Consider the following 21,438-nt stretch of genomic DNA (forward strand, 5'->3'; position numbering starts at 1 on the left):
GAAGTACACCATGTCCACCTTGAACCAAGCCCATTGCGAAGCGTGCCGTGCCGATGCTCCACAGGTCAGCGATGAAGAATTGCCGATCCTGATCAAGCAGATCCCTGACTGGAACATCGAAGTACGTGACAGCATCATGCAGCTGGAAAAAGTCTTCCTGTTCAAGAATTTCAAGCATGCCCTGGCCTTCACCAACGCCGTCGGCGAGATCTCCGAGGCCGAAGGTCACCACCCGGGCCTGCTGACCGAGTGGGGCAAAGTCACCGTGACCTGGTGGAGCCACTCGATCAAGGGCCTGCACCGCAACGACTTCATCATGGCCGCGCGCACCGACGAAGTGGCCAAGACTGCAGAAGGACGCAAGTAATGCACTTCGACGCCATCGGCCGGGTGCCCGGCGACCCGATCCTCGGCCTGATGGAGGCCTACGCGCAGGATTCCAACCCGCGCAAGTTCGACCTCGGCGTGGGCGTCTACAAGGATGCCCAGGGCCTGACGCCGATCCCCGAGGCGGTGAAAATCGCCGAGGCGCGACTGGTCGAGACCCAGGACACCAAGACCTACATCGGTGGCCATGGCAATCCGCTGTTCGGCAAGGTCATCAATGAGCTGGTGCTCGGTGCCGATTCGGCACTGATCGCCCAGCAGCGCGCCGGTGCCACCCAGACCCCGGGCGGCACTGGCGCCCTGCGTCTGGCAGCGGACTTCATCGCGCAATGCCTGCCGGGCAAAGGCGTATGGCTGAGCAACCCGACCTGGCCGATCCACGAAACGATTTTCGCGGCCGCCGGGGTCAAGATCAGCCATTACCCTTACGTCGGCAGCGACAACCGCCTCGACGTCGATGCGATGCTCGCCGTGCTCAATGAAGTGCCGAAAGGCGATGTGGTGCTGCTGCACGCGTGCTGCCACAACCCGACCGGTTTCGACCTGAGTCACGACGACTGGCACCGGGTGCTGGACGTGGTGCGCAGCCGCAATCTGCTGCCGCTGATCGACTTTGCCTATCAGGGCTTTGGTGACGGTCTTGAGCAGGATGCCTGGTCAACCCGGCTGTTCGCCGCCGAGTTGCCCGAGCTGCTGATCACCAGCTCCTGCTCGAAGAACTTCGGCCTGTACCGGGACCGCACCGGTGCGCTGATCGTCTGCGCGAAAACCGCCGACAAGCTCATCGACATCCGCAGCCAACTGGCCCACATCGCCCGCAACCTGTGGTCGACGCCGCCGGATCACGGCGCGGCTGTGGTCGCCACGATCCTCGCCGACCCGGAGCTGAAACGCCGCTGGGCTGACGAAGTGGAAGCCATGCGTCTGCGCATCGCCCAGTTGCGCAGTGGTCTGGTGGAAGCGCTGGAGCCCCACGGCCTGCGCGAGCGTTTTGCGCACATTGGCGTGCAACGCGGGATGTTCTCCTACACCGGCTTGTCGCCGGAACAGGTGAAAAACCTGCGCGAGCATCACAGCGTGTACATGGTCAGCTCGGGCCGGGCCAACGTCGCCGGGATCGATGCGACGCGTCTCGACCTGCTGGCCGAAGCGATCGCCAACGTCTGCAAATAAACACAATTGTGGGAGCGAGCCTGCTCGCGATAGCGGTGTATCAGTCAGCACAAATGTAGACTGACACGCACTCATCGCGAGCAGGCTCGCTCCCACACTTGCCCTGCGTCACCCTGTCGCACTTGTCTAGACAATCCCGCCCGTCGCAACAAGCGGAATTAAAAATCTGTTTGTCATTTTTACTGCTGTATCCTTCGCAGGCTTTCTGAAAGCGCGGATCTACCAGATCTATCAACAGACTTAGCGAGGAGCGCAACCATGCACGAGATTCCCAATCTCCCCTTCCCAAGCCTGCACGTACCTGAGCAGACGACCACGCAACAAGCCGGTGCCCAACAGCCCGAGCCGAAAGAAGCCGCCGAAAGCCGTCCGGCCGACAGCAAAGAGTAAGTAACACCCGCCGTACAGACCGTGTGGAAAGCGCTAACATGCGCTTTCCACACTGCCTGAAACCGAGCCCGCCATGACCGACGAATCCTTCAACGAACACCAGGCTGAAATCCTCATCGGCGCCACCGAGAAGATGATCGAGATCTGGAGCCGCCTCTCGCCCGAGAAACAGGCCGCCCTGCTCGCCCGCTTCGGCAGCGAAGAAAACGCACTCGCGGCGCTGGTCACCACGCAACTGGTCGCCCCGGCCAAATAGTTTTACTTTTCCCCGCCGCAGCATCGTCCACGCCGGTATCATGAGCAGCCTATCTATTCTGCTCTCCCCGTGGATCGTTACCCATGTCGCCCTCTATGCCAGAACCCCAGCGCCCCCTGGCGGTCACGCTGCAAGTCGTTTCCATCGTCCTGTTCACCTTCATCGGCTATTTGAACATCGGCATTCCGCTGGCGGTGCTGCCCGGCTATGTGCATAGCGACCTGGGCTTCGGCGCGGTCATCGCCGGGCTGGTGATCAGCGTGCAATACCTCGCCACCCTGCTCAGCCGTCCGTATGCCGGCAAGATCATCGACAACCAGGGCAGCAAACGTGCGGTGATGATTGGTCTGGCCGGGTGCGGCTTGAGCGGTGTGTTCATGCTGATTTCGGCTTGGACACCGAACCTGCCGATGCTCAGCCTGATCAGCCTGTTCGTCGGGCGACTGGTGCTGGGCAGCGCGGAAAGTCTTGTCGGCTCCGGATCGATCGGCTGGGGCATCGGCCGCGTCGGCGCGGCCAACACGGCCAAAGTCATCTCGTGGAACGGCATCGCCAGTTATGGCGCGTTGGCCATCGGGGCGCCGCTGGGGGTGTGGTTGGTCAGTCATTTCGGTCTGTGGAGCATGGGCGTGAGCATTCTGTTGCTCGCATCGCTGGGCCTGCTGTTGGCCTGGCCGAAGACTGCTGCGCCGATTGTCGCCGGCGAGCGCTTGCCTTTCATGCACGTGCTGGGTCGCGTTTTCCCGCACGGCTGCGGACTGGCGCTGGGCTCGATCGGTTTCGGCACCATCGCCACTTTCATCACCCTGTATTACGCCACCCAGCATTGGGATAACGCCGTGCTGTGCCTGAGCCTGTTCGGCGCCAGCTTCATCGGTGCGCGACTGCTGTTCGGCAACCTGATCAACCGCCTCGGCGGCTTTCGCGTGGCGATTGCCTGCCTGTCGGTGGAAACACTGGGCCTGTTGCTGCTATGGCTGGCGCCGGACGCACACTGGGCACTGGCGGGCGCGGCATTGAGCGGTTTCGGCTTCTCACTGGTGTTCCCGGCACTGGGCGTGGAAGCGGTGAACCTGGTGCCGGCCTCCAGCCGTGGCGCGGCGGTCGGGGCCTATTCGCTGTTCATCGACTTGTCTTTGGGGATCACCGGGCCGCTGGCCGGGGCGATCGCGGCGGGCTTCGGTTTTGCTTCGATCTTCCTGTTTGCCGCGATCGCCGCGTTGAGCGGCCTGGCGTTGAGCGTGTACCTGTACAGACACACGGCAAAGTACCGCGAAGACTAGAAATCCACCTTGCCGCGCCCGGCCTTGATGCTGCCGCGCTTGGTTTTCGACTCGAGCCGACGCTTCTTTGAACCCAGCGTCGGCTTGGTCGGGCGGCGTTTCTTCTCGACCTTGGTGGCGCTGAGGATCAGCTCGGTCAGACGCTCCAGCGCATCGGCACGATTCTGTTCCTGCGTGCGGTATTGCTGGGCCTTGATGATCAGCACGCCGTCGCCGGTGATGCGACTGTCGCGCAGCGCCAGCAGCCGTTCCTTGTAAAACTCGGGCAAGGACGAGGCCGGAATATCGAAGCGCAGGTGTACGGCACTGGAGACCTTGTTGACGTTCTGCCCACCGGCGCCCTGGGCGCGGATGTACGTCAGTTCGATCTCGGCATCCGGCAGATGCACGTTGTTGGAAATCACCAGCATGGAAAAGCGTCCGTATTCAGAACCCGCAGGATACCGCGAAAGCACAAAAAACCCGGCACTTGGCCGGGTTTGTTGTTTTTTGCAACGACGCTTACTTGGCAGCGTTCGCCGCGTGCAGCGCCTGCTGTGCGCCGCGCTTGTTCTTGATCACGTAGCAGACCCACATGAACACGACCCACACCGGAATCGCATACACCGAGATCTGGATACCCGGGATCAGCAGCATCACGCCGAGGATGAACACCACGAACGCCAGGCAGATGTAGTTGCCGTACGGGTACCACAGCGCCTTGAACAGCGGCGTCTGGCTGGTCTTGTTCATGTGCTGGCGGAACTTGAAGTGCGAGAAGCTGATCATCGCCCAGTTGATCACCAGCGTTGCAACCACCAGCGACATCAGCAATTCCAGCGCGTGCTGCGGCATCAGGTAGTTGAGCAGCACAGCCACCAGCGTTACCGCTGCCGAAGCCAGGATCGAACGCACCGGTACACCGCGCTTGTCGATCTTCGCCAGACCTTTCGGTGCATCGCCCTGCTCGGCCATGCCCAGCAGCATGCGGCTGTTGCAGTAGGTGCCGCTGTTGTACACCGACAACGCTGCGGTCAGGACCACGAAGTTCAGGATGTGCGCCGCGGTGTTGCTGCCGAGCATCGAGAACACCTGCACGAACGGGCTGCCGCTGTAGGAGTCGCCCGACGCGTTGAGGGTTTCCAGCAGGCTGTCCCACGGGGTCAACGACAGCAGGATCACCAGTGCGCCGATGTAGAAAATCAGGATCCGGTAGATCACCTGGTTGATCGCTTTCGGGATCACGGTTTTCGGCTTGTCGGCTTCGGCTGCGGTGAAACCGAGCATTTCCAGACCGCCGAAGGAGAACATGATGATCGCCATGGCCATCACCAGACCGCTGACGCCGTTCGGGAAGAAGCCGCCGTGAGACCACAGGTTGCTCACCGACGCCTGCGGGCCGCCATGGCCGCTGACCAACAGGTAGCTGCCCAGGGCAATCATGCCGACGATCGCCACGACCTTGATGATCGCGAACCAGAATTCGGCCTCACCGAAGACTTTGACGTTGGCCAGGTTGATCGCGTTGATCAGCAGGAAGAACGCGGCTGCGGTGACCCAGCTCGGGATATCCGGGGCCCAGTAGTGGATGTACTTGCCGACTGCCGTCAGCTCCGACATGCCCACCAGGATGTACAGGATCCAGCAGTTCCAGCCCGACAGGAAACCGGCGAAGCCGCCCCAGTATTTGTGCGCAAAGTGGCTGAAGGAACCGGCCACCGGCTCTTCGACGATCATCTCGCCGAGCTGGCGCATGATCATGAAAGCGATGAAGCCGCAGATGGCATAGCCGAGGATCATCGACGGGCCGGCGGATTTCAGCACCCCGGCCGAGCCGAGGAACAATCCGGTACCGATCGCGCCACCGAGGGCGATCAGTTGAATATGGCGATTTTTCAGGCCGCGTTTCAGCTCGCCTGATTGCGAGTTTTGTCCACTCATGAAAAAGGTCTCACGCAAGGTTTGATGATGTTCAGTAGACGTTGCTGCAAGGTTGCGATTTCAACCAACCTTGATCAAACCCCAGCGCAGGCACCAGGAATTCAGCTTTCTTACAACGGTCATGCGTCACCTGTTTGTTTTTATCTGTGACGAAATCGAACCCGACACGCTTGTGACGCGGCGGAGTGAACAAGGCGGATAATCCTTGAGGTTTGCGCGATTACGCAGAGGGTCACAGTTAAAACGCGGCGTATTGTACACCGCTAACCCCCTGCTGCCAGACCCCGCTGGATCAGCGTGTCGGTTGCCGGGATTGCGTGTGTCCGCCCCGAGAGGCCCGGGCGGATGCAAAAATTGAGTCAGGCCTTTGCAGGCCATCGGCGTGGACGATGGAAAATCCGCCCCACGTGGAGAAGTGAAATTGGATATCGGCGTTCATTGCGCCTCCTTCTTGTTATGCACCTGCACGACAGGCATGGGGCGCATCTCACCTCTCAAACGAACCTGAAACAAGCACGCCAGAGCGCTGCGTCAGGCCCGGCGGACGGGGCTTCGGCAGATTTTCCTTACAGCCTGGCAGAGGCGCACGATTCACGGGACTTCGCGGGCTTTTCCGTAAATATTCACTGACAGCGCGTAACGTAAAGTTTCCACTCCAGACCCGTTGAAGCCGAGAGCGATGTTTGACGTTAGCTGGCTAACTATTTGAAAGACGTCAATTTTTTTGTTTTAAAACAAGAAAAAAACACCCAAAAAAAAGAAATAAAAAGTCCAAAAAAAAACGCCAACCCTGAGGTTGGCGTTTCTGTTTTCCGCTTCAAGCTTACCGCTCGAAGCTTACAACTGCCTTATTCCGGCTTCTTGCGACCGAAACCCGGACGCTGACCGGAACCGGCCGGCGCGCCACGACGCTTGCCCGACGGCTTGTCATCGTCAGCCAGTTTGATGCCTGGACGCTTCGGTGCCGGCTTGGCCGGACGCTTGGTCTCGGCAGGACGATCCGCCACCGGTGTACCGCGACCGGACGGTGCACGACCTTCACCGCGCTCGGTGCGGCCGCGTGGAGCGCGCTCGCCATCCGGACGCGCTGCCGGCTTGCGACCCGGACGCTCGCCTTCGATCTGCGGCTCACGCACGGTACGCGGGCCGGCAGCCGCCGGTGCGCCGTTGGCCGGACGCAAGGTACGCACGCGCTCGGTACGAGGCATCGGGCGCGACGACTTGCGCTGCATGCGGTCGAGCTTGTCTTTGCTCTTGGCGTTCAGTTGCGGCATGGCTACCGGGGTCAGGCCGACTTCGGCGCTCAGCACGTCGACTTCGTACTGGCTCATTTCGCGCCAGCGGCCCATCGGCAGGTCGGAGTTGAGGAACACCGGACCGAAACGCACGCGCTTCAGGCGGCTGACCACCAGACCCTGGGATTCCCACAGACGACGCACTTCACGGTTACGACCTTCCATCACCACGCAGTGATACCAGTGGTTGAAGCCTTCGCCGCCCGGTGCCTGTTGAATGTCGGTGAAACGCGCCGGGCCGTCTTCCAGCACGACGCCGGCCTTCAGGCGCTCGATCATCTCGTCATCGACTTCGCCGCGAACACGGACTGCGTACTCACGGTCCATCTCGTAGGACGGGTGCATCAGGCGGTTGGCCAGCTCACCGTCGGTGGTGAACATCAGCAGGCCGGTGGTGTTGATGTCGAGACGGCCGATGTTGATCCAGCGACCTTCTTTCGGACGCGGCAGCTTGTCGAACACGGTCGGACGGCCTTCCGGGTCGTCACGGGTGCAGATCTCGCCATCGGGCTTGTTGTACATGATCACGCGACGGACCGACTCGGCGGCCTCTTCGCGCTTGATGACCTTGCCATCGATAGTGATTGCATCGTGCATGTCGACGCGCAGGCCGAGGGTCGCCTCTGTGCCATTGACCTTGATCCGGCCCTGGCTGATCCACGCTTCCACGTCACGGCGCGAGCCGACGCCGATACGGGCGAGGACTTTCTGCAGTTTTTCGCCTGCTGGGCCGATTTCCTGGTCGTCTTTCTGGTTGTCACTCATCTGTGCACCTCCCGGTGTGATCTGTTCGGCGGCTCTGGATCGGGCCTGCCGAAGCATTGAAATCTGGGTTTTCAGGCGAAGGGATCGCCGAAGGGTCGAGAATCATACGCGGATGTGTTCGTTCGCGCATCAGAGACTAGTCGATCGAGGCCAGGTTATTTCTTTTTCCGCCGACCGGTGGCGCCGAGCTTGATCAGGCGCAACGCGGCTTCGGCCAGCACCGTGCGCTTGTCGTCCTTGTCGAGTTTCTTCCAGGCCCGGATCTCGCGTTTACTGCGGCCGCAGCCGAGGCAGATGTCATCGCTGAACTTGCAGACGCTGATGCACGGGTCCTTGGTCGAACTCATGCTCAATCTTCGAACTCGCGGCGTTCGGCTTCGATGGCCTCGGCCAGGGCGCGGGCTTCGGCTTCTTCTTCGCTCAGTTCTTCCTCAGGTTCTGGTGCGGGTTGTTCGAGACGGGCAACGGCGGCCAGCAGCTTTTCCCGGGCTTCGGCCACGCCGAGGACATCGTCTTCCTGCTCAGGCTCAGGCTCGCGCTCAAACTCCGGCTCAAATTCCGATTCAGGCTCGAAATCGACCTCCGGGTCCGGTTCGACATCGACCGGTGATTCAGTCGGATCGGATTCAAACCCGGACGGCATCGGCTCGCCATCCGCAACATCACGCAGCAAATCGTCGAAGTCGGTCTTGATCCCCTCCTCCATGCTGTCCAGCTCCAGCAGCAGCGAGTGGAAACTGGTTTCCTCCTTCGGCTCTTCCGGCTCGGCGCTGGCATCGGCCAGTTCCTGCAAGCCCGCAGGCACGGGGGCGTCGTCGAAGTCGAGTACCGGGTCCGGCTCGATCTCGCGCAGCTCCGCCAGCGGCGGCAATTCGTCGAGGCTCTTGAGGTTGAAATGATCGAGGAACAACTTGGTGGTGGCGAACATCGCCGGCTTGCCCGGCACGTCGCGGTAGCCGACGACGCGGATCCACTCACGCTCCATCAACGTCTTGACGATGTTGGTGTTGACCGCCACGCCCCGCACGTCTTCGATCTCACCGCGGGTGATCGGCTGGCGATAGGCGATCAGCGCCATGGTTTCCAGCAGGGCCCGGGAATAACGCTGTGGACGCTCTTCCCAAAGGCGACCGACCCACGGCGCGAACTTCTCGCGAATCTGCAGGCGATAGCCGGAGGCGACCTCCACGAGCTCGAACGCCCGCCCCTCGCAGGATTTGCCGAGCAGGGTCAGGGCTTTCTTGAAGACCGGCGGCTCCGGCCGTTCGCCTTCCTCGAACAACTCGTACAGGCGTTCAAGGGTTTGCGGCTTTCCCGAGGCCAACAGAAAGGCTTCAAGCAGGGGCGCCAGCTCGCGGGGTTCACTCAGGTTCATGTTCGGACTCGTTATTCGACTCGGGCTCGCACGTGGATCGCGGCGAACGGCTCATTCTGCACCAGCTCGACCAAGGATTCCTTGACCAGTTCAAGGATCGCCATGAAGGTCACCACCACACCGAGCCGGCCTTCCTCGGCGGTGAACAGCTCGACGAACGGCACAAAGCCGCCGCCCTTGAGCCGCTCCAGCACATCGCTCATGCGTTCGCGGGTGGACAGTGCCTCGCGGCTGACCTGATGGCTTTCGAACATGTCGCCACGGCGCAGCACTTCGGCCATGGACATCAGGATTTCTTCCAGTGCCACATCCGGCAGCAACTTGCGCACCGTGACCTGAGGGGCGTCGAGCTTGGGCACGATCACGTCGCGACCGACCCGGCTCAGGCCGTCGATGCCTTCCGCCGCGGCCTTGAAACGCTCGTATTCCTGCAGGCGGCGGATCAGTTCGGCGCGCGGGTCTTCCTCTTCCTCTTCGACGGTTTCGGCCCGGGGCAGCAACATCCGCGACTTGATCTCGGCCAGCATCGCGGCCATCACCAGGTATTCGGCGGCCAGCTCCAGGCGCACCGACTGCATCAGCTCGACATAGCCCATGTACTGGCGGGTGATTTCCGCCACCGGGATGTCGAGGATATTGATGTTCTGTTTGCGGATCAGGTACAGCAGCAGGTCGAGGGGGCCTTCGAAGGCTTCGAGGAAGACTTCCAGGGCGTCCGGAGGAATGTACAGGTCCAGCGGCATTTCCGTGACGGCCTGGCCATAGACCATGGCAAACGGCAGTTCCTGCTGGGCACCGGCCTGGGGATCAACGGTTTCTACTGCGGACATTCAGGCCTCGACCATGAACGGCGCAGGATCGCCGCAACCGACGCGGACCACTTCCGGATCGTCGCCGGTCAGGTCGATCACGGTCGACGCTTTGATACCGCCGAAACCGCCGTCGATGATCAAGTCCACCTGATGCTCCAGCAACTGGCGCATTTCGTACGGATCGCTCAACGGGTCTTCATCACCGGGCATGATCAGGGTCACGCTCATCAGCGGTTCGCCCAGTTCGGCGAGCAGCGCCAGGGCGATCGGGTGGCTAGGCACGCGCAGGCCGATGGTGCGTTTCTTTGGATGCAGCAACAGCCGGGGCACTTCGCGGGTGGCGTTGAGAATGAAGGTGTAAGGCCCCGGCAGATGGGCTTTCAGAATACGGAAGGTACCGGTGTCGATCTTGGCGTAATTGCCCAGTTGCGACAGGTCGCTGCAGATCAGCGCGAAGTTGTGCTTTTCGTCGAGCTGACGCAGGCGTCGAACGCGCTCGATGCCGTTCTTGTCACCGATCTGGCAGCCGATTGCGTAGGAAGAGTCCGTTGGATAGACCACCACCCCGCCCTTGCGGATGATCTCGACCGCCTGTTTGATCAGGCGCGCTTGCGGGTTTTCCGGATGGATCTGGAAAAATTGACTCACATTCTCTACCTGTTCAGACGGCGGCAATAACTGTGTCATGTTTGAACCGACACCACAGGGGTGGAAGGTCCTCAGGGAGCGGCCGGTACTGGCCGATCTCCGACCAGCCTCCAGGGCCATGAAAATCACTGCCGGCGCTGACCAGCAGACCGAACTCACGGGCAAGGATCGCCAGGCTGCCCACCTGTTCCGCAGGCTGATGGCCGTTGACCACCTCGAGCGCCTGCCCGCCCGCTTGAATATAGTCGGCAATCAGCTTTCGGCGCTTGCTGCGCGTGAAATCGTAGTGCCAGGGATGCGCCAGGCTGACCCAGGCCCCGGCGGCGCGCAGCGTGCCGACGGTGTCTTCGAGGGTCGGCCAGTGCTGCTTGACGTCCCCCAGCTTGCCGGCGCCGAGCCATTTGCGGAATGCTTCGGCGCGATCCTTTACAAAACCTTCACGCACCATCCAGTCGGCGAAATGCGGACGGGCCGGGGCGTTGCCGCTGTCGCCCAGTTCCTGCTGGATCTGCCGCGCGCCGTCGAGGGCGCCGGGCATGCCCTTGAGGGCGAGCTTGCGGCTTATTTCTTCAGACCGCAGCCAGCGGCCATCGTGCAGACTGGCGATCGCCTCGACCAACGGCGCGGCGTTGACGTCGAAACCGTAGCCCAGCACATGAATGGTCGCGCCGCCCCAGGTGCAGGACAGTTCGACGCCGTTGACCAGTTGCATGCCCAGCGCTTCGGCGGCCGTGCGCGCTTCGGCGAGGCCTTCGAGGGTGTCATGATCGGTCAGGGCCAGGACTCGCACGCCGTTTTCGAACGCACGCGCAACCAGTGCCGCAGGCGCCAGGGCGCCATCGGAGGCCGTGCTGTGGCAGTGCAAATCAACATTCACGGGGATGTGTAACCTCAAATCAGCTGGCGCTATCGCGCGCCCATATGTTTGTTATTATGCCGCCACATCCAGCTTCTGGCTCTCACTGTGAAACAATTCATCGATTTCATCCCGCTTCTGCTGTTTTTCATCGTCTACAAACTCGATCCCCGCACCGTCGACGTTGCCGGCCATGAGTTGACCGTAGGCGGCATCTACAGCGCCACCGCCGTGCTGATCATCAGCTCCCTGGTGGTCTACGGCGCGCTCTTCATCAAGCAGCGCAAGTTGGAAAAGAGCCAGTGGCTGACCCTGATCGCCTGCCTCGTGTTCGGCAGCCTGACCCTGGCCTTCCACAGCGAAACCTTCCTGAAATGGAAAGCCCCGGTGGTCAACTGGCTGTTCGCCCTGGCCTTCATCGGCAGTCATTTCATCGGTGACCGCCTGCTGATCAAGCGCATCATGGGCCACGCGCTGACCCTGCCGGATGCGGTCTGGACGCGTTTGAACATCGCCTGGATCGGCTTCTTCCTGTTCTGCGGCGCCGCCAACCTGTTCGTCGCGTTCACCTTCCAGGACTACTGGGTGGACTTCAAGGTGTTCGGCAGCCTGGGCCTGACCGTGCTGTTCCTGGTCGCTCAGGGCATCTACCTGTCCCGTCACCTGCACGACGCCGATACCACAACACCAAAAACCGAGGACTGACATGCTCTACGCAATCATTGCCACCGACGTCGCCAACTCCCTGGACGCGCGCCTCGCCGCCCGCCCGGCGCACCTTGAACGCCTGCAAGTGCTCAAGGGCGAAGGCCGTATCGTCCTGGCCGGCCCGCACCCGGCGGTCGACAGCAATGATCCGGGCGCAGCGGGTTTCACCGGCAGCCTGATCGTTGCCGAATTCGAATCCCTGAGCGCGGCACAGGCCTGGGCCGACGCCGATCCGTACATCGCCGCCGGCGTCTACGCCAACGTTGTCGTGAAGCCGTTCAAGCAAGTCCTGCCGTAATCCTTCCCCACGCGATGAACCTTGTCGGTTCATCGCGTTCTCAATCGCTCATTATTCTCGTTTGCCGGCCGACAACCTGCCCAATATCCATTTGGTAACAGGAGTCGCGATGCGCAAGGGTCCGTTGTGTCTGATGCTGGTCACGTTGTCGATCATGGCGCCCGCCCATGGTGAAGAAAGCACCGAAAGCGGCAATTCCACGCCGCTGTCGTTGAGCGCCGGCAGCCAGATCACCGAGTTGCAGCAGCGCCTGAAGGCCAGCGAGCAACAGCGGGAAGAACTGAGCAAACAACTGCAGAATGCCGATAACACCCGCGAAAGCGCCCAGCTTGCCCGGTTGCGCCAGGAGAACCAGCGCTTGAAGCTGCAACTCAAGGAAGCCCAGGCCAGCCCGCTGCCGCGCCTGCTGACCGAACAGCAGCAATGGTTCGTCACCGGCGCCGGGGTAGCGCTATTGGCCCTGCTCTGCGGTATCTTTGCCAGTGGTGCAAGTCGAAAACGTCGACAATGGCTAAATTGAGTGAGTCATGAGCGAGCTGTTACTGATTGATGATGACCAGGAGCTGTGTGAGCTTCTGAGCAGTTGGCTGAGCCAGGAAGGCTTTCAGGTCCGTGCGTGCCACGACGGCCAGAGCGCCCGCAAGGCTTTGGCAGAATCCGCCCCCGCCGCCGTGGTGCTGGACGTAATGTTGCCCGATGGCAGCGGTCTGGAGCTGCTCAAGCAATTGCGCAGCGAGCACGCCGATCTGCCGGTGGTGATGCTTTCGGCCCGTGGCGAACCGCTGGACCGGATCCTCGGCCTGGAACTGGGGGCCGACGATTACCTGGCCAAACCCTGCGATCCGCGAGAGCTCACCGCCCGCCTGCGCGCCGTGCTGCGCCGCAGTCATCCGGCCGCCGTGTCGACCCAGCTCGAGCTGGGCGATCTGAGCTTCAGCCCGGTACGTGGCGTGGTCAGCATCGACGAAAAGGAATTCACCCTCACCGTTTCCGAAAGTCGTCTGCTCGAAGCTTTACTCAAGCAGCCGGGCGAGCCGCTGGACAAACAGGAACTGGCGCAGATCGCCCTCGGCCGCAAGCTGACCCTCTACGACCGCAGCCTGGACATGCACGTCAGCAACCTGCGCAAGAAGATCGGCCCCCATGCCGACGGCCGCCCGCGCATCGTGGCCCTGCGCAGCCGTGGCTACTATTACAGCCTCTGAAGCCCCGCACGCGGACGCTTTGTCAGTTCGATGACAAAGCGTCTTTACCCAAGCTTTACCCAGCGCTGACCGCCGCTGACCTTGATCTCCGTAATCTGTACTCATCCGGAACGTACCGGGAACGAGACAAGGAGATACACCATGCGCAAGACTCTTATCGCTCTGATGTTCGCTGCCGCTCTGCCAACCGTCGCCATGGCCGTGCCGCAAGATGGTGGCCCGATGGGTGGGCCGGACGGCGGCTGGAGCCACGGCGGTCAGATGCACCGCATGCACGGCAAAGGCCCGTACAGCCAGCTGGACCTCTCCCGTGAACAGCGCGAGCAGATCCGCAAGATCATGGGCGAGCAGATGCACGAACGTAAGCAGACGGTCGAGAAGTACCTGGAGAAACTCTCGCCAGCCGACCAGAAAGCCATGAAGGACGAGATGGCGGCCAACCACAAGAAAGCCGAATCCGATGTCCGCGCCGTGCTGAAACCGGATCAACAGAAGAAATTCGACGAGATCCAGAAGAAACAGGCCGAGCGTCGTGCTGAATGGGCCGAGTTCAAGGCCTGGAAAGCGCAACAGCCGCAAAAGGCGCAATAATGTTCTAGCGTCACGCCCCGACCCAACGGCTAACTGCCGTTGGGTTTTCTTTGTTTGAGGATTTTCTGTGCGTTCATTGTTCTGGCGTATTCTCGCGAGCTTCTGGCTGGCCATCGCTCTGGTTGCGGGGCTTTCCATTCTGCTGGGGCACATGCTCAATCAGGACGCATGGATCCTCAGCCGCCATCCGGGCCTGAATACGCTGGCCGCAGACTGGACGCAGACCTACGAATCCCAGGGCGAGGACGCCGCTCAAGACATCCTCCAGCAGCGCAAACGCCAGTATCACATCGACGTCCAGGTGCTGAACGAAAGCGGCGACCCGGTGGTGCGCGGCACCTTCCCCCGTCGCGCGGCGGCGTTCGAGGCCCGGCAGAACAACGACGACCGACGCCTGCCCTGGCGGCGCCTGACCGATGAGTTCACCAGCGAAAAGACCGGTGACACCTACCTGTTCATCTATCGCATCCCGCACCCGGAACTCGACGCCTGGCACCGCGAAAGTCTGCTCTGGCCATTGAGTGCGCTGGGGATCGCGCTGGTGGTGCTGACCCTGTTCAGCCTGCTGGTGACACTCTCCATCACCCGCCCGCTCAACCGCTTGCGCGGCGCAGTGCATGATCTGGGACAGACCACCTATCAGCAGAACAGCCTGGCGAAACTGGCCAACCGCCGTGATGAATTCGGCGTACTGGCCAACGATTTCAACCGCATGGGCGCACGCCTGCAAAGCCTGATCGGCAGCCAGCGCCAGTTGCTGCGCGACGTGTCCCACGAATTGCGCTCCCCGCTGGCACGGCTGCGCATCGCCCTGGCACTGGCCGAACGGGCAAGCCCGGAAGAACGGGAAAAACTCTGGCCACGCCTGACCCGCGAATGCGACCGGCTGGAAGCGTTGATCAGTGAAATCCTGGTGCTGGCGCGGGTCGATGCCGACAATGCCAGCGCCGAAGCCGTGGATCTGAATGCCCTGCTGGGCACTCTGCAAAAAGACGCGCAACTCGGCTCCCCGGAGCAGACCGTACGCCTGGAAGCCGAACCGCAGCTCAATCTGACCGGCTGGCCGACCATGATCGAACGCGCCGTGGACAACCTGCTGCGCAACGCCCAGCGCTTCAACCCGGTGGGGCAGTCGATCGAAATGCAGGCTTCACGTCAGGGCGAGCGAATCGTGGTCAGTGTGCGCGACCATGGCCCTGGGGTGCAGGCCGAGCATTTGAGCCAGTTGGGTGAACCGTTTTATCGGGCACCGGGGCAGACCGCTGCCGGCCATGGACTGGGCCTGGCGATTGCCCGGCGGGCGGCGGAGCGCCATGGCGGGACGCTGGTACTGGCCAATCACCCGCAGGGCGGGTTTGTGGCCAGTCTTGAGTTGCCGTTGGAGCCGGGGGCGATTGTCCAGCCCTGATGGGGTTTTCAGTGTCAGGCTTTACCCGGCCAGGCACTGACAAACTCAGCCAGATCAACCTTCTCCGCCACCCGCGGTTCTTTCTGCGGCGTGCCGAGGTAAAGGAACGCAATCACCTCTTCGTCATCCGTCAGGCCCAGGCCCTTGGCGACGTGTTTCGAATAAGCCAGATCACCGGTGCGCCACACCGCGCCAATCCCCTGCGCGTAAGCCGCCAGCAGAATGCCGTGGGCGGCACAGCCTGCGGCCAGCAACTGCTCGGCCTTCGGGTATTTGACGTGATCCTGCAACTTGGCGATGACCACGACCACCAGCGGCGCCCGCAGCGGGCCGTTACGCGCCTTGTCGATCATCGCTTCGGTCACTTCGCCTTCCTGCATCTGCGCCGCTTCGGCCAGCAACTCGCCCATCTGCTCACGCGCCGCGCCTTCGACGGTCAGGAAACGATACGGCTGCAAATGGCCGTGATCCGGTGCACGGGTCGCGGCGGCAAACAGCACTTCGCGCTGTTCGGCGGTGGGGGCCGGGTCGATCAGTCGTGGAACGGAAACACGGTTGAGCAAAGCGTCGAGAGCCTGCATCGGCCACCTCCTGAAAAAAATGTCCGGCTATTCTAGCTGCAAGTGATCCGGCCGCGTCGGTTTACATGCCTTGCCCCGCAGGTAGAATGGCGCCTTTCCCACATCAGCCCGAGCGGACTTCATGGCGTTGCCGACCTTACGGATCATTGGTTTCATCATCGGCATCTTCCTGATCACCCTGGCCATCGCCATGGTCGTGCCCATGGCCACCCTGGTGATTTTCGACCGCACCGGCGACCTGCCGTCGTTCCTCTGGGCGAGCATGATCACCTTCGTCGCCGGCCTGGCACTGGTGATTCCGGGGCGCCCGGAACACATTCACCTGCGCCCCCGCGACATGTACCTGCTGACCGTCACCAGCTGGCTGGTGGTGTGCATTTTCGCCGCGCTGCCGTTTCTGCTGACCCAGCACATCAGCTACACCGATTCATTCTTCGAAAGCATGTCCGGCATCACCGCTACCGGTTCGACCGTTCTCAGCGGCCTGGACACCATGTCCCCGGGCATCCTGATGTGGCGCTCGCTGCTGCACTGGCTCGGCGGCATCGGCTTCATCGGTATGGCGGTGGCGATTCTGCCGCTGCTGCGCATCGGCGGCATGCGCCTGTTCCAGACCGAATCCTCGGACCGCTCGGAAAAGGTCATGCCCCGTTCGCACATGGTGGCGCGACTGATCGTGGTGACCTACATCGGCATCACCATTCTCGGCAGCCTGGCGTTCTGGTGGGCCGGGATGAGCCCGTTCGATGCGATCAACCACGCGATGTCGGCGATTTCCACCGGCGGGTTCTCGACCTCCGACCAGTCCCTGGCCAAGTGGACGCAACCGGCAGTGCACTGGGTGGCGGTGGTGGTGATGATCCTCGGCAGCCTGCCGTTCACCCTGTACGTGGCAACGCTGCGCGGCAATCGCCGAGCGTTGATCAAGGATCAGCAGGTGCAGGGCTTGCTCGGCATGCTGCTGGTGACCTGGCTGGTGCTCGGCACCTGGTACTGGTGGACCACCGACCTTCACTGGCTGGACGCGCTGCGCCATGTTGCGCTGAATGTGACATCGGTGGTCACCACCACCGGTTTTGCCCTGGGTGACTACAGCATGTGGGGTAACTTCTCGCTGATGCTGTTCTTCTATCTGGGTTTTGTCGGTGGTTGTTCCGGCTCGACGGCGGGCGGGATCAAGATCTTCCGTTTCCAGGTCGCCTACATCCTGCTCAAGGCCAACCTCAATCAGCTGATTCACCCGCGCGCGGTGATCAAGCAGAAGTACAACGGTCATCGCCTCGACGAAGAAATCGTCCGGTCGATCCTGACGTTTTCGTTCTTCTTCGCCATCACCATCTGCGTGATCGCCCTGCTGCTGTCGCTGATCGGTGTTGACTGGATGACGGCGCTGACCGGCGCGGCCAGTACCGTGTCCGGCGTCGGCCCGGGACTGGGTGAAACCATCGGGCCGGCGGGCAACTTCTCGACCTTGCCGGATGCGGCCAAGTGGATTCTGTCGTTCGGCATGCTGCTCGGCCGACTGGAGATCATTACGGTGTTTGTGCTGTGTATTCCGGCGTTCTGGCGTCACTGATCGCGTTCGGCGCCTCCAGCAAACGCGCCCGGTAATCGCCGGGCGTGGTGTCGAACCAGCGACGGAAGGCGCGGAAGAAATTGCTCGGGTCGGCAAATCCCAACAGGTAGGCAATCTCCAGCAGAGTCATGCTTGGCTGCGCCAGGTATTGTTCGGCGAGTTCGCGACGGGTGTCATCGAGCAACTGCTGAAAACTGGTGCCCTCCTCCTGCAGACGCCGTTGCAGGGTGCGTTGCGACAGGTGCAGGGTCTGCGCCACCGTATCGCGTTTGGGCTCGCCCTGGGGCAGTAAACGGCACAGCACTTGACGCGCCTTGTGGGTCACGCGGCTTTCGGAAAACCTTGCCAGATATTCCCCGGCAAACCGGTCATGCAGCAGCGCCATCGCCTCGTTGGCCGTGGGCAGCGGCGCTTCCATGTCGGCGCGTTCGAAGATCAGCGCGTCATACGGCGCGTTGAACACCAGCGGTGCATGGAAGGCTTGTTTATAAGGTTCAAGATCATCCGGCTCGTCGCCCTGCACCAGCACTTTGCGCGGATGTAACGTGCGTCCAGTCAGCCAGCCGCACAGCGCCAGCGCGCAGGCCAGCGAGGCTTCGGCACTTTGCCGGGTCGGCGGCAGATGATCGCCGTGCACCGTCAGGATCAGCGCATAACCTTCGTCGAGCAGGCGAAAACTCAAGTCGGCACTTTCGGCAATGATCCGCTGATACCGCACCAGTCGCTGAAAACCTTCGGCCAGGGTGTTGCTGGACATCAGCGCATAGCCCGCGACATGGAACGAGGCCGGTCGCACCACCTTGCCCATGTTCAGGCCGATCGCGGGATTACCGGACAGCTCGACCGCCCGCTGCCAGAGTCGAGTCATGGAATCCTGCGGGAAGCGTGCGTCCGGATCCTCCAGCGCCGCGTAGTCGAGCCCCAGCTGTTTGAACAGAACCCGGCAATCCAGGCCGTCCATTTCCAGTGCTTTGACAATCCCCATCGCCCAGCTTGCAGATGTCGTTCGTTCGCTCATGGCGTTTTTTCTTGGATGACATGGTGAGCCGCATACTACGGCCAATTTCCCAAGGATAGTAAAGTGGCGCCGATTGTCACTGGCCGACGCCAATGATCACTCTAGACTCAAATAAGCTACCCGCCGAACAACTTGCAATCAGAACAATAACCACAGAGATCGCGGTCGTGGAAACTATCAAGCCTTTCAACAGCTTCGCCGAGTTCTATCCGTATTACCTCAGCGAACACAGCAACAGCACCTGCCGTCGCCTGCATTTCATCGGCACGACACTGGTGATCTTCATTCTCGCCATGACCATCGCCAAGGGCGCCTGGCTGCTGTTGCTGGCCCTGCCGCTGGCCGGTTACAGCTTCGCCTGGGTCGGCCATTTTTTCTTCGAGAAAAACCGTCCGGCGACTTTCCAGCATCCGTTCTACAGCCTGCTGGGCGACTTCGTCATGTACCGCGACATGATCCTGGGCCGCGTGGCGTTCTAGAAACCTGACCAAGAGAATTGCCGATGAATGTCACTGCCCGTTTCACCCACATGAAGGATGGCACGCAGGAAGACTGGGCGATCATCGCGGCGGATTTCAGCGCCTACGCCCGTCAGTTGCCGGGCCGGATCATGGCGCACCTGAAACTGCTCGAGGGTGATTTCGGCGGGTTCCCGGTGGATCGTCTGACCCACTCGCTGCAGACCGCGACCCGTGCCCATCGCGACGGGCGCGACGAGGAATACGTGGTCTGCGCCCTGCTCCACGACATTGGCGACACCCTCGGCTCATACAATCACCCGGACATCGCCGCCGCGATTCTCAAGCCGTTTGTCAGCGCCGAGAACCTGTGGATGGTGGAAAAGCACGGGATCTTCCAGGGCTATTATTTCTTCCATCACCTGGGCATGGATCGGCACCTGCGCGAGCAGTTCAGCGGTCATCCGCAGTATCAGGCGACCGCGGAGTTCTGCGCGAAATATGACGCAGCGGCATTCGACCCCGACTACGACACCCTGCCGCTGAGCTTCTTCGAACCGATGATGGATCGGCTTTTCGCCCAGCCGAGGAACTCCATCTACAAAGCCGCGATGGAGGAACACTCCCCGGCTTGAGTTGATTTGAAAAACTCAGGCCAGCTCGGCAACCTTGGCCGCTTTCAGTTCGGCCTCCCGCGCCTGCGCATCCGCCAGGCGATACAGCTCGATCGTGCCGTCCCAGTGCTCGATCAGCGCCGTGCACGACTCCACCCAGTCACCGCAATTGAGGTAATCCACCTCGCCGACCTTGCGGATCTCGGCGTGGTGAATGTGCCCGCAGACCACACCGTGCAACTCACGTTTCACGCACTCGTGGGCGATGGCTTCTTCAAAGTCGCTGATGAAGCTCACTGCGGTCTTCACCTTGTGCTTGAGATAGGCCGACAGCGACCAGTAGCCGTAACCGTATTTCGCCCGCCAGTGATTGAGCCAGCGGTTGAGGGTCAGGGTGAATTCGTAGGCCGAGTCGCCGAGAAAGGCCAGCCAACGGTGATAACGGGTGATCACGTCGAACTGGTCACCGTGGATCACCAGCAGATGCCGGCCATCGGCGGTGACGTGCACGGCTTCGTCGACCAGCTGGATGTTGCCCAGGATAAGCTTCGAATAGCGCCGCAGGAATTCATCATGGTTGCCGGTGACGTAGATCACCTCGGTGCCGCGCTTGCTCATGGTCAGCAGTCGGCGAATGACGTTGGTATGCGCCTGGGGCCAGTACATGCCGCCGCGCAGTTTCCAGCCGTCGATAATGTCGCCGACCAGGTAGATCTTGTCGGCGTGATAGCCCTTGAGAAATTGCGACAGATGCTCGGCCTGGCAATCCCGCGTGCCCAGGTGCACGTCGGAGATCCACAAGGTGCGAACCCTTTGTTTACGGCTGGGTCTGGCGAGCTCGGCGCTGGTCATGGGCAACCCTCTGCGATGTTTTCGCCACTGTGCGCGAGCCCGGTTAATCGACCATGACAGGTGTGCGTCAGTCTTGTGACAAACGCGGCGCTCTCGCGCCGGTGTAGACTGGCAGCTCGCCCGGAGACCGCCATGCAACCGATCCTGACCCTGCGCCATTACACCCACGACCTGATCGTTCACAGTCACGACCACGCGCAACTGGTATTCGGCTTGTCCGGTGCGCTGGATTTCGAGGTCGAAGGACATGGCAGTCAGGTCTTGCAGCAGAGCTTCGTGGTGATTCCCTCCGGTGCGCATCACGCGTGCGGCAGCCCCAAGGGCAGCCGTTGTCTGGTGCTGGACGTGCCGGACGAGCAATGGCTGAACCGTTCGCTGGGCGATCACGCCGAGGCCAGCCGCCGTCTGCTGGATAACACCGCACGCCTGTCGCTGGATGCCGGCCAAGGCCAACTGGTCAACTGGCTGGCGAACAGTCCGGTGGACGATCCGCTAATCGCACAACAGGGCGCGGTTTTGTTGCTGGCGAGTCTGAACCACGCCCGGCCTGCCGAAGTCTGCGCCCGTCGCCTGCCCTACGCGGCACTCGATGCGCACATCGAGCAGTACGCGGCCTATCCGCTGCAAGTCGCGGATCTGGCGCGTGTCGCCGGACTGTCCAGCGCCCGATTGCATGCGCGATTCGTCGCCGAATGCGGGCAAACGCCCATGGACTACATTCGCAGTCGACGACTGCACAAGGCCGTCGCGCTGTTGCGGGAAACCACGCTGCCCATCGGCGAAGTGGCCAGCCGCGTCGGTTATGGATCGCAAAGTGCGTTCTCGGCCGCCGTCCTGCGCGAGTTCGGGACCTCTCCTACACAATTGCGACGCGAGGCTGACGACAAAAGTCGATAGTCTGCCGACAGACTTTTCGACGGGTACAGGCTTCAATGTGTGCCTGAAATGGTGTTTGGAAAAAGGACCGCA

General features: G+C 61.6%; 26 protein-coding genes. 15 read left to right on the forward strand and 11 right to left on the reverse strand.

Annotated features, from left to right (window positions below):
* Positions 1-10 precede the first annotated feature (10 nt).
* From AC07NR_RS00885 to AC07NR_RS00905, 5 genes are all read left to right on the forward strand, one after another.
* Complete coding sequence (locus AC07NR_RS00885; RefSeq protein ID WP_003222798.1) at positions 11-367, forward strand: 4a-hydroxytetrahydrobiopterin dehydratase; 357 nt, start codon at positions 11-13, stop codon at positions 365-367.
* Positions 367-1,560, forward strand: a complete 1,194-nt coding sequence (locus AC07NR_RS00890) for an amino acid aminotransferase (RefSeq protein ID WP_495077616.1) — start codon at positions 367-369, stop codon at positions 1,558-1,560. Before AC07NR_RS00885 ends, AC07NR_RS00890 begins: the two co-directional genes overlap by 1 nt.
* Positions 1,561-1,818: 258 nt before the next feature.
* Positions 1,819-1,950, forward strand: coding sequence for a hypothetical protein (locus AC07NR_RS00895; protein ID WP_255261961.1), 132 nt, complete (start codon positions 1,819-1,821; stop codon positions 1,948-1,950).
* A gap of 73 nt (positions 1,951-2,023) precedes the next feature.
* Complete coding sequence (locus AC07NR_RS00900) at positions 2,024-2,206, forward strand: hypothetical protein (protein WP_085710421.1); 183 nt, start codon at positions 2,024-2,026, stop codon at positions 2,204-2,206.
* A 95-nt stretch (positions 2,207-2,301) separates the two neighbouring features.
* Positions 2,302-3,489, forward strand: a complete 1,188-nt coding sequence (locus AC07NR_RS00905) for an MFS transporter (protein WP_495077936.1) — start codon at positions 2,302-2,304, stop codon at positions 3,487-3,489.
* On the opposite strand, the gene arfB is transcribed toward AC07NR_RS00905, so the two are convergent.
* From arfB to AC07NR_RS00945, 8 genes are all read right to left on the reverse strand, one after another.
* Positions 3,486-3,899 (reverse strand): alternative ribosome rescue aminoacyl-tRNA hydrolase ArfB, encoded by a 414-nt coding sequence (gene arfB, locus AC07NR_RS00910; protein ID WP_011333010.1) that lies wholly within the window; start codon positions 3,897-3,899, stop codon positions 3,486-3,488. The two genes, AC07NR_RS00905 and arfB, sit on opposite strands and share 4 nt — an antisense overlap.
* A gap of 91 nt (positions 3,900-3,990) precedes the next feature.
* A complete protein-coding gene (locus AC07NR_RS00915) occupies positions 3,991-5,409 on the reverse strand; it encodes an amino acid permease (protein ID WP_495077617.1) in 1,419 nt (472 codons plus the stop codon).
* Between the two features lie 848 nt (positions 5,410-6,257).
* Entirely contained in the window at positions 6,258-7,469 is a 1,212-nt protein-coding gene (gene rluB / locus AC07NR_RS00920; protein WP_495077618.1) for a 23S rRNA pseudouridine(2605) synthase RluB, read from the reverse strand.
* A gap of 155 nt (positions 7,470-7,624) precedes the next feature.
* Positions 7,625-7,816 (reverse strand): DUF1289 domain-containing protein, encoded by a 192-nt coding sequence (locus AC07NR_RS00925; protein ID WP_007958358.1) that lies wholly within the window; start codon positions 7,814-7,816, stop codon positions 7,625-7,627.
* Between the two features lie 2 nt (positions 7,817-7,818).
* Positions 7,819-8,844: an SMC-Scp complex subunit ScpB gene (gene scpB / locus AC07NR_RS00930; RefSeq protein ID WP_495077619.1), complete on the reverse strand. Its 1,026-nt coding sequence runs from the start codon at positions 8,842-8,844 to the stop codon at positions 7,819-7,821.
* A gap of 11 nt (positions 8,845-8,855) precedes the next feature.
* Complete coding sequence (locus AC07NR_RS00935) at positions 8,856-9,674, reverse strand: segregation and condensation protein A (RefSeq protein ID WP_085710413.1); 819 nt, start codon at positions 9,672-9,674, stop codon at positions 8,856-8,858.
* Complete coding sequence (locus AC07NR_RS00940; RefSeq protein ID WP_096822250.1) at positions 9,675-10,304, reverse strand: L-threonylcarbamoyladenylate synthase; 630 nt, start codon at positions 10,302-10,304, stop codon at positions 9,675-9,677.
* A 13-nt stretch (positions 10,305-10,317) separates the two neighbouring features.
* On the reverse strand, positions 10,318-11,181 hold the full coding sequence (locus AC07NR_RS00945; RefSeq protein ID WP_134825861.1) for a PHP domain-containing protein: 864 nt from the start codon (positions 11,179-11,181) through the stop codon (positions 10,318-10,320).
* Between the two features lie 87 nt (positions 11,182-11,268).
* On the opposite strand from AC07NR_RS00945, the gene AC07NR_RS00950 reads away from it, so the two are divergent.
* The 6 genes from AC07NR_RS00950 (at position 11,269) to AC07NR_RS00975 (ending at position 15,370) form a co-directional block, all read left to right on the forward strand.
* The gene (locus tag AC07NR_RS00950) at positions 11,269-11,865 is read left to right on the forward strand and encodes a septation protein A (protein WP_085710410.1); all 597 of its coding nucleotides are present in this window, start codon (positions 11,269-11,271) and stop codon (positions 11,863-11,865) included.
* A gap of 1 nt (position 11,866) precedes the next feature.
* Positions 11,867-12,166, forward strand: a complete 300-nt coding sequence (locus AC07NR_RS00955) for a YciI family protein (RefSeq protein ID WP_085733792.1) — start codon at positions 11,867-11,869, stop codon at positions 12,164-12,166.
* 109 nt (positions 12,167-12,275) lie between these two features.
* Positions 12,276-12,686 (forward strand): SH3 domain-containing protein, encoded by a 411-nt coding sequence (locus AC07NR_RS00960; RefSeq protein WP_085710407.1) that lies wholly within the window; start codon positions 12,276-12,278, stop codon positions 12,684-12,686.
* A 7-nt stretch (positions 12,687-12,693) separates the two neighbouring features.
* Entirely contained in the window at positions 12,694-13,371 is a 678-nt protein-coding gene (locus tag AC07NR_RS00965) for a response regulator transcription factor (protein ID WP_085710405.1), read from the forward strand.
* 141 nt (positions 13,372-13,512) lie between these two features.
* Entirely contained in the window at positions 13,513-13,962 is a 450-nt protein-coding gene (locus AC07NR_RS00970) for an LTXXQ domain protein (protein ID WP_134825859.1), read from the forward strand.
* 67 nt (positions 13,963-14,029) lie between these two features.
* On the forward strand, positions 14,030-15,370 hold the full coding sequence (locus AC07NR_RS00975; RefSeq protein WP_134825858.1) for a sensor histidine kinase: 1,341 nt from the start codon (positions 14,030-14,032) through the stop codon (positions 15,368-15,370).
* Between the two features lie 14 nt (positions 15,371-15,384).
* Here AC07NR_RS00975 and AC07NR_RS00980 read toward each other — a convergent pair whose 3' ends face one another.
* Positions 15,385-15,951, reverse strand: coding sequence for a nitroreductase family protein (locus AC07NR_RS00980; protein WP_115076968.1), 567 nt, complete (start codon positions 15,949-15,951; stop codon positions 15,385-15,387).
* A 121-nt stretch (positions 15,952-16,072) separates the two neighbouring features.
* Between AC07NR_RS00980 and AC07NR_RS00985 the strand changes: the two genes are divergently transcribed.
* The gene (locus AC07NR_RS00985; RefSeq protein WP_085710400.1) at positions 16,073-17,527 is read left to right on the forward strand and encodes a TrkH family potassium uptake protein; all 1,455 of its coding nucleotides are present in this window, start codon (positions 16,073-16,075) and stop codon (positions 17,525-17,527) included.
* Here the strand turns inward: AC07NR_RS00985 and AC07NR_RS00990 are convergent.
* On the reverse strand, positions 17,484-18,545 hold the full coding sequence (locus AC07NR_RS00990; protein ID WP_248742897.1) for an AraC family transcriptional regulator: 1,062 nt from the start codon (positions 18,543-18,545) through the stop codon (positions 17,484-17,486). The two genes, AC07NR_RS00985 and AC07NR_RS00990, sit on opposite strands and share 44 nt — an antisense overlap.
* A gap of 167 nt (positions 18,546-18,712) precedes the next feature.
* Here AC07NR_RS00990 and AC07NR_RS00995 point away from each other — a divergent pair, with 167 nt between their 5' ends.
* Entirely contained in the window at positions 18,713-19,024 is a 312-nt protein-coding gene (locus AC07NR_RS00995) for an Mpo1-like protein (RefSeq protein WP_096822233.1), read from the forward strand.
* Between the two features lie 23 nt (positions 19,025-19,047).
* A complete protein-coding gene (locus AC07NR_RS01000; RefSeq protein WP_495077620.1) occupies positions 19,048-19,638 on the forward strand; it encodes an HD domain-containing protein in 591 nt (196 codons plus the stop codon).
* 15 nt (positions 19,639-19,653) lie between these two features.
* On the opposite strand, the gene AC07NR_RS01005 is transcribed toward AC07NR_RS01000, so the two are convergent.
* The gene (locus AC07NR_RS01005; protein WP_007958385.1) at positions 19,654-20,469 is read right to left on the reverse strand and encodes a UDP-2,3-diacylglucosamine diphosphatase; all 816 of its coding nucleotides are present in this window, start codon (positions 20,467-20,469) and stop codon (positions 19,654-19,656) included.
* Positions 20,470-20,601: 132 nt separating this feature from the next.
* Here AC07NR_RS01005 and AC07NR_RS01010 point away from each other — a divergent pair, with 132 nt between their 5' ends.
* Entirely contained in the window at positions 20,602-21,366 is a 765-nt protein-coding gene (locus AC07NR_RS01010; RefSeq protein ID WP_495077621.1) for a helix-turn-helix transcriptional regulator, read from the forward strand.
* Positions 21,367-21,438 lie beyond the last annotated feature (72 nt).

Source organism: Pseudomonas sp. GW821-FHT09C09 (assembly GCF_059418105.1).

Coding starts and splice junctions, on each gene's coding strand:
- AC07NR_RS00885 (WP_003222798.1), top strand. CDS start 11: ATGTCCACCTTGAACCAAGCCCATTGCGAAGCGTGCCGTGCCGATGCT.
- AC07NR_RS00890 (WP_495077616.1), top strand. CDS start 367: ATGCACTTCGACGCCATCGGCCGGGTGCCCGGCGACCCGATCCTCGGC.
- AC07NR_RS00895 (WP_255261961.1), top strand. CDS start 1,819: ATGCACGAGATTCCCAATCTCCCCTTCCCAAGCCTGCACGTACCTGAG.
- AC07NR_RS00900 (WP_085710421.1), top strand. CDS start 2,024: ATGACCGACGAATCCTTCAACGAACACCAGGCTGAAATCCTCATCGGC.
- AC07NR_RS00905 (WP_495077936.1), top strand. CDS start 2,302: ATGCCAGAACCCCAGCGCCCCCTGGCGGTCACGCTGCAAGTCGTTTCC.
- arfB (WP_011333010.1), bottom strand. CDS start 3,899: ATGCTGGTGATTTCCAACAACGTGCATCTGCCGGATGCCGAGATCGAA.
- AC07NR_RS00915 (WP_495077617.1), bottom strand. CDS start 5,409: ATGAGTGGACAAAACTCGCAATCAGGCGAGCTGAAACGCGGCCTGAAA.
- rluB (WP_495077618.1), bottom strand. CDS start 7,469: ATGAGTGACAACCAGAAAGACGACCAGGAAATCGGCCCAGCAGGCGAA.
- AC07NR_RS00925 (WP_007958358.1), bottom strand. CDS start 7,816: ATGAGTTCGACCAAGGACCCGTGCATCAGCGTCTGCAAGTTCAGCGAT.
- scpB (WP_495077619.1), bottom strand. CDS start 8,844: ATGAACCTGAGTGAACCCCGCGAGCTGGCGCCCCTGCTTGAAGCCTTT.
- AC07NR_RS00935 (WP_085710413.1), bottom strand. CDS start 9,674: ATGTCCGCAGTAGAAACCGTTGATCCCCAGGCCGGTGCCCAGCAGGAA.
- AC07NR_RS00955 (WP_085733792.1), top strand. CDS start 11,867: ATGCTCTACGCAATCATTGCCACCGACGTCGCCAACTCCCTGGACGCG.
- AC07NR_RS00960 (WP_085710407.1), top strand. CDS start 12,276: ATGCGCAAGGGTCCGTTGTGTCTGATGCTGGTCACGTTGTCGATCATG.
- AC07NR_RS00965 (WP_085710405.1), top strand. CDS start 12,694: ATGAGCGAGCTGTTACTGATTGATGATGACCAGGAGCTGTGTGAGCTT.
- AC07NR_RS00970 (WP_134825859.1), top strand. CDS start 13,513: ATGCGCAAGACTCTTATCGCTCTGATGTTCGCTGCCGCTCTGCCAACC.
- AC07NR_RS00980 (WP_115076968.1), bottom strand. CDS start 15,951: ATGCAGGCTCTCGACGCTTTGCTCAACCGTGTTTCCGTTCCACGACTG.
- AC07NR_RS00985 (WP_085710400.1), top strand. CDS start 16,073: ATGGCGTTGCCGACCTTACGGATCATTGGTTTCATCATCGGCATCTTC.
- AC07NR_RS00990 (WP_248742897.1), bottom strand. CDS start 18,545: ATGAGCGAACGAACGACATCTGCAAGCTGGGCGATGGGGATTGTCAAA.
- AC07NR_RS01000 (WP_495077620.1), top strand. CDS start 19,048: ATGAATGTCACTGCCCGTTTCACCCACATGAAGGATGGCACGCAGGAA.
- AC07NR_RS01005 (WP_007958385.1), bottom strand. CDS start 20,469: ATGACCAGCGCCGAGCTCGCCAGACCCAGCCGTAAACAAAGGGTTCGC.
- AC07NR_RS01010 (WP_495077621.1), top strand. CDS start 20,602: ATGCAACCGATCCTGACCCTGCGCCATTACACCCACGACCTGATCGTT.